Source organism: Streptomyces sp. NPDC059875, from assembly GCF_042731085.1.
Classification (GTDB): domain Bacteria; phylum Actinomycetota; class Actinomycetes; order Streptomycetales; family Streptomycetaceae; genus Streptomyces.
This window is the reverse complement of record NZ_JBHWJZ010000027.1, coordinates 104,193-110,636: the sequence shown is the minus strand read 5'-3', so window position 1 is coordinate 110,636 and position 6,444 is coordinate 104,193. Positions and strand designations below refer to the sequence as shown.

Annotated in this window: 4 protein-coding genes; all 4 read right to left on the bottom strand. The window is 69.9% G+C overall.

Features of this window, described 5'->3' with window-relative positions; all coding sequences use genetic code 11:
- Positions 1 to 115: 115 nt before the first annotated feature.
- The 4 genes from ACFV9D_RS28845 to ACFV9D_RS28830 all read right to left on the bottom strand — a co-directional run bounded on the left by ACFV9D_RS28845 (position 116) and on the right by ACFV9D_RS28830 (position 6,367).
- Positions 116 to 1,687, bottom strand: coding sequence for an APC family permease (locus tag ACFV9D_RS28845; protein WP_385152357.1), 1,572 nt, complete (start codon positions 1,685 to 1,687; stop codon positions 116 to 118).
- Between the two features lie 248 nt (positions 1,688 to 1,935).
- Positions 1,936 to 3,387 (bottom strand): aldehyde dehydrogenase family protein, encoded by a 1,452-nt coding sequence (locus ACFV9D_RS28840; RefSeq protein WP_385152355.1) that lies wholly within the window; start codon positions 3,385 to 3,387, stop codon positions 1,936 to 1,938.
- Positions 3,384 to 5,111, bottom strand: a complete 1,728-nt coding sequence (locus tag ACFV9D_RS28835; RefSeq protein WP_385152352.1) for an amidohydrolase family protein — start codon at positions 5,109 to 5,111, stop codon at positions 3,384 to 3,386. The genes ACFV9D_RS28840 and ACFV9D_RS28835 overlap by 4 nt, the downstream gene beginning before the upstream one ends.
- Before the next feature lie 131 nt (positions 5,112 to 5,242).
- Positions 5,243 to 6,367 carry an LLM class flavin-dependent oxidoreductase gene (locus ACFV9D_RS28830; RefSeq protein WP_385152349.1) on the bottom strand — a complete coding sequence of 375 codons (1,125 nt, stop codon included), beginning with the start codon at positions 6,365 to 6,367 and terminating at the stop codon, positions 5,243 to 5,245.
- Positions 6,368 to 6,444: the final 77 nt, after the last annotated feature.

The following is a 6,444-nucleotide window of genomic DNA, read 5'->3' as shown; positions in this document are numbered from 1 at the left end:
GCGGGTCCCCGCCCGGGGCGCAGCGCCCGCGCCCCCCCAAACCGCCCTGGGGGGGGCCCCCGATCCGGTCCCGCCACCTCGGCGTTCGTGACTCAGGGGTGGGTACGGAGGACGGTCAGTCCGCCACCACCAGCGACGGCGTCTCCTTGGTGAGCACCTCGCCGCGGAAGAACGCGGGGCTCTTGCGCTGCATCACCAGCATGATCACCACGCCGACCAGCAGCAGTCCGACGCCGATCACGAAGACCGAGCCGACGCCGAAGACGGACGAGCCGCTGCCGTAGGCCGGGTCCCACATGTCGTACAGCGTCTTGCCGAAGACCGCGGTCAGCAGGATGCCGCCGAGGACCGGGCACAGGCCCTTGTAGACGAAGTCGCGGCCGGAGCGGAAGAGCTCCTTGCGGAAGTACCAGGCGCAGGCGAACGCGGTCAGCGAGTAGTAGAAGCAGATCATCAGGCCGAGCGCGTAGATCGTGTCGACCAGGACGTTCTCGCTGACGAGCGTCATCACCGTGTAGAAGACGCCGGTGGCGACACCCGCGACGACCGTGGCCTTGCCGGGGGTCTTGAAGCGCGGGCTGACCTTGGCGTACGAGGCGGGGAGCGCCTCGTACGTCGACATCGCGAGCACGGTGCGGGCCACCGGGATGAACGTCGTCTGGAGGCTGGCCGCCGCCGAGGCGAGGACGGCGATGAAGAGCAGGATGCCGAGGGCCGGGCCCATGACCGGGCCGGCGAGGGCGGCGAAGACGTTGTCGGAGGTCTCCGGGTTGGCGAGGCCGAGGCCGGTGTCGCCGGAGCCGACCGCCATCTGGGCGGCGATGCCGGTGGCGAGGTAGGAGCCGACCAGGACGACCATCGCGATGAGCGCCGCGCGGCCCGGGGTCTTCGCGCTGCCCGTGGTCTCCTCGTTGGTCGCCATGCAGGCGTCCCAGCCCCAGTACATGAAGATCGAGAGGGAGAGGCCGGCGGTGAAGGCCGCGAAGGACTGGACCGCGAACGGGTTCATCCACTCCCAGGAGAAGGACAGGCCCGTGTCGAAGGCGCCGCTGCCGGCCTTCTGGAAGGCCATGGCGACGAAGAGCGCGAGGACGACGAGCTGGAGGCCGACGAGGGCGTACTGCACGCCCTTGGTGGCGGTCATGCCGCGGTAGCTGATCGCGGTGGCGACGGCGATGAGCACGAGGCAGGTGCCGATGTGGACGGCCTTGTTGTCGTCCAGGGCGGCGATGGACTCGCTGCCGGTGATCTCACCGGCGAGGAGCCAGAAGTAGGAGGTCGCGACGCCGGCGAGGTTGGAGAGCACGATGATCGTCGCGATGACGAGGCCCCAGCCGCACATCCAGCCGATCCGGGGGCCGAAGGCCTTCACGGTCCAGGTGAAGGAGGTGCCGCAGTCGGGCATCACCCGGTTCAGCTCGCGGTACGCGAAGGCGACGAGCAGCATCGGGAGGAAGCCCGCGAGGAAGATCGCGGGCATCTGGAGTCCGACCTCGCCGGCCGTGGAGCCGAGCGTGGAGGTCAGACAGTAGACGGGGGCGACGGTCGAGATGCCGATGACGGCACTGCCCATCAGCCCGACGGAGTTCCCGCCGAGTCCCTTGGTGCGTACGCCTTGGGTGTCGCCCTTGGCGGCGACGCCCCTTACCGTGTCTCCGGCCTGGGGCCGTGCATCCACCTGAGTCATGAACAGGACGTTAAGTGCTGCGGTTTCCACATCCGGAGGCGTTGAGTCCGGGACGTTGGCCGATCTTCACCTTGCATTGAGAGGGCGACAAGACCCTCTCGGCATTGATTGAAAGATCGACCACCGGTTCGGACCGACCGATTGGTAGGCGTCTCAGAGGCCGTCCGATATGCGGGAACCGCAGCCGTGCCCTAAATGTCCGTTTCCAAATTTTCCCGAAGTATTTTCCGAGCCGCTCGGGGAGGGGGTCAGCCGGGCCAGACCACCGCCTGCGTCTCGCTGTACGCGTGCAGGGCGTAGGACCCCACATCCCGCCCCACGCCGCTCTTCTTGAAGCCGCCGAACGGCGCCTCCATGTTCCGACCGATCGTGTTCACGCCGACGCCGCCCGCCCGCAGCCGGGCCGCGATACGGAATGCGCGGGCCACGTCCCCGGACCACACGTAGTCGAGGAGCCCGTAGTCGCTGTCGTTCGCCAGCGCGACCCCCTCCTCCTCGTCGTCGAAGGGGACGACCACGACGACCGGTCCGAAGATCTCCTCCCGGACCACCCGCATGTCGTTCGTGCACTCCGCGAGCAGGGTCGGGGCCACGTAGAAGCCGCGCTCCATGGCCGGGCGCTCGCCGCCCGCCACGATCCGCGCGCCCTCCTTCCTGCCCAGCTCGATGTACGCCTCCACCCGGTCGCGGTGGGCCGCCGAGATCACCGGCCCGACCACCGTGCCCTGCGCCGCCGGGTCGCCGACCTTCAGATACCCCAGATAGCCGGTGAGCTTCTCGATCAGCTGGTCGTAGATCCCGCGCTGGGCGAGCACCCGGGTCGGAGCCGTACAGATCTGCCCGCTGTAGAAGGAGAAGGTGGTGCCGATCCCCATCACCGCGGAGTCCACATCGGCGTCGTCGAAGACCAGCGCCGCGCCCTTGCCGCCCAGCTCCATCAGCTGCCGCTTCAGCTCCCGCCCGCAGACTTCGCCGATGCGCTGCCCGACGGCCGTCGAGCCGGTGAAGGAGACCATGTCGACGTCCGGGGAGTCGACGGCCGCCTCGCCGACGGCGGTGCTCGTGCCGGTGACGACGTTGACGACCCCCGCCGGGACGCCCGCCTCCGCCAGGGCCCGGGTCATCGCGTACACGGAGAGCGGGTCCTGCGGAGCGGGCTTCACCACCACCGTGTTGCCCATCGCAAGCGCCGGGGCGATCTTGCCGGCCGGGTTGGCCCAGGGGTTGTTGTACGAGGTGATGCAGGTGACCACACCGACCGGGCGCCGTACCGCCACCGCCCCGAAGACCCCCGCCCTGCCCATCGGCCCGGCCTCGTTGATCTGCGGGGGCAGCGCCTGCTCGACCGGCTCCAGGGCGCCGCGCGCGTACCGCCGGAAGCGGGAGGAGCCGACGGCGACCTGCATCCCGCGCGCGGTGCCGGTCGTCGCCCCGGTCTCGGCCTGCGCGAGGGCCGTGTTCGCGTCGGCGTCGCGGGCCATCAGGTCCGCGGCCCGGTCGAGGATCGCGGCCCGCTCCTCCGGTTTCGTACGGGACCAGGTCGCGAAGGCCGCACGGGCGGCGGCCGCCGCCTCGTACACCTGGCTCCTGCTCGCCTCGGGCGCGAGGCCGACGACCTCCTCGGTGGCCGGGTTGACCACCTCGTAGTGCCCGCCGTCGGGCTCGACCCACTCGCCCCCGATGAACAGCCGCTGACTCATCGCGTGGACACCGTCCTCGTGTCGCGGCCGGAGCGCAGCACCCGGCCCGGTATCGCGCCGGTCACCTCGTCGTCGCGGATGGTCTCCACGCCGTTGACACGCACCGACACGATGCCGATCGCCCGCGAGTCGAGGCGCGGGCTGTCGCCGGGCAGGTCGTGCACCAGGGTCGCCGGGCCCGCCTCGATCCGCTCGGGGTCGAAGAGGACCAGATCGGCGTGGAAGCCCTCCGCGATCCGCCCCCGCTCGCGCAGCCCGAACAGCCGGGCCGGATCGTCGGTGAGCATCTTCACCGCCTGTTCGAGGGGGACCAGCTTCCGGCCCCGCAGACAGTCGCCGAGGAAGCGGGTGGTGTACGGGGCGCCGCACATGCGGTCCAGGTGCGCGCCGGCGTCGGAGCCGCCGAGCATCACGTCCTCCTGCTCCCAGGTCTCGCGGCGCAGCGCCCAGGAGGCCGGGTCGTTGTCGGTGGGCATGGGCCACAGCACGGTCTTCAGCTCGTCGTTGGCGCAGATCTCGACAAGGCACTGGAAGGGGTCCTGGCCGCGCTCGGCGGCGATGTCCTTCACGACGCGCCCGGTGAGGCCCTCGTTCTCCTTGGAGTACGTGTCCCCGATGACGTACCGGCCGAAGTGCGCGAGGCGGCGGAAGACACCGGCCTCCTTGGAGTCGGCGCGACGCAGCATCTCGGCCCGTACGGCCGGGTCGCGCAGCTTGGCGATCCGCTCGGGGACGGGGAGTCCCAGGATCTCGCCCCAGCCGGGGATGAGGTTGAGCGCGCAGAACGTGCCGAGCGACATGTTCATGGGGGTCAGGATCGGCATGGTGAGGGCGACGATCCGGCCGCCGGACTTGCGGGCGCGTTCGGAGGCGACGAGCTGGCGCGGGACGCGCTCGGGGACGGCGGCGTCGATGGTGAGGACGTTCCAGTTCAGGGGCCTGCCGGCGGCCGCCGTCATGTCGACGAAGAGGTCGATCTCCTCGTCGGAGAACTGGTCGAGACAGCCGGCCAGGATGGCTTCGAGCTGGGTGCCCTCGTGTTCGCCGACGGCCTTGGAGAGCGCGATCAGCTCGGCGGGCGTGGCGTGCCGGGAGGCGACGGGGGCGCCGTCGCCGTCGGAGTGGGTGGACGACTGGGTGGTGGACAGACCCCAGGCGCCGGCGTCCATGGCCTCGTGGAGCAGCGCCGTCATCCGGTCGAGCTGCTCGGGCGTGGGCTGCCCGCCGACGGCCTCGGCGCCCATCACGTACCGGCGCAGGGCGCAGTGCCCCACCATGAAGCCGGCGTTGACGGCGATCCGTCCTTCGAGGGCGTCGAGGTACTCGCCGAAGGACGACCAGCTCCAGTCGACGCCCTCCTCCAGGGCCTTGAGGGCCATGCCCTCGACCTTGGACATCATGCGGCGGGTGTAGTCGGCGTCCTCGGGCCGGTCCGGGTGGAGGGGCGCGAGGGTGAAGCCGCAGTTGCCGCCGGCGACGGTGGTGACGCCGTGGTTCATGGAGGGGGTGGCGAAGGGGTCCCAGAAGAGCTGGGCGTCGTAGTGGGTGTGGGGGTCGACGAAGCCGGGGGCGAGGACGAGGCCGGTGGCGTCCTGGGTGGTGCGGGCGGTGGCGTCCGCGTCGGCGAAGACGATCCGCCCGTCCTGTATCCCGATGTCGGCGACGCGTGCGGGGGCGCCGGTGCCGTCCACGACGGTGGCGCCCTTGATGAGGTGATCGAGCATGGGGTCCCTTCCTTCGTACGCCGGACATGCCCCGGCCGGGGACGCGGTAGCCGGCCGCGGCTACGACGTCCCCGACCGGGGCCGGTGCGGGGTGGTGGTCCGGGAAGACACCGCCCCGGTACGGGGCGGCCCTACTCCCCGGCCTGCTGCCGGAAGCGGGTCGTGCGGTGGACCGGGTCCGTGTCGATCTTGGGGATCACGTGCTCGCCGATCAGCTTGATCGAGTTCATCGTGTCCTCGTACGGGATCCCGATCGGCAGTCCGAAGGAGAGCTGGTCGGCCCCCGCCTGCTCCCAGCGCTTGCACTGGCGCAGGACCTCCTCCGGGTCGCCGCAGATCATCAGCTCCTCGGCGATGAGGAGTTCGATGATCTCGGCGCTGTACTCCGGCAGCAGCTCCGGCCACTCCGGGATGCCCTCGGGCCGCGGGAAGGTGTCGTGGTAGCGGAAGAGCAGCGACTGCAGGTAGTTGAGCCCGCCGCTCACCGCGATCTCGACGGCCTTGTCGTGCGTCTCGGCGCAGATCGCGGTCGAGGTGACCATCACGTTGTCGTTGACGAAGTCGCCGACCGCCTTGGCCTCCTTGATCGCCGTCTTGTACGACTCGACGACCCACTCCATGTCGGAGACCTTCTGCACGCTGAAGCCGAGGACGCCGAGACCCTTCTTGCCGGCCATGGCGTACGAGGACGGGGAGCCGGCCGCGTACCACATGGCCGGGTGGGACTTCCCGTACGGCTTGGGCAGGACCTTGCGCGGCGGCAGGGACCAGTGCTTGCCCTGGAAGCCGACGTACTCGTCCTGGAGCCACATCTTGGGGAACTCGGCGATCGTCTCTTCCCAGATCTCCTTGGTGTGGTTCATGTCGGTGATGCCCGGCATGAACCCGAGGATCTCGTGGGAGCCCGCACCGCGCCCGGAGCCGAACTCGAAGCGGCCCTGGGAGAGATGGTCGAGCATGGCGACCTTCTCGGCGACCTTGACCGGGTGGTTCACCGGCGCGAGGGGGTTGAAGATGCCGGAGCCGAGGTGGATCCGGTCGGTGGCGTGGGCGAGGTAGCCCAGGTAGACGTCGTTCGCCGAGAGGTGCGAGTACTCCTCCAGGAAGTGGTGCTCGGACGCCCAGGCGTACTTGAACCCGGACCTGTCCGCCTGGATGACGTACTCGGTCTCCTCCATCAGCGCCTTGTGCTCGGCCTCGGGATCGGTCTCGGCCCGCTTGCCGACGTATCCCTGTACGAAGATCCCGAATTCCAAGGGGGTTCACCGTCCTCGTTGTTTCTGACGTACCGTCAGATTCTCTGTGCCCGACTTTCGCACCGCACGGTGGGTGC

Bases quoted from the DNA above. Each gene is read 5' to 3' on its own strand.
- ACFV9D_RS28845 (WP_385152357.1), bottom strand. From the start codon at position 1,687: ATGACTCAGGTGGATGCACGGCCCCAGGCCGGAGACACGGTAAGGGGC.
- ACFV9D_RS28835 (WP_385152352.1), bottom strand. From the start codon at position 5,111: ATGCTCGATCACCTCATCAAGGGCGCCACCGTCGTGGACGGCACCGGC.
- ACFV9D_RS28840 (WP_385152355.1), bottom strand. From the start codon at position 3,387: ATGAGTCAGCGGCTGTTCATCGGGGGCGAGTGGGTCGAGCCCGACGGC.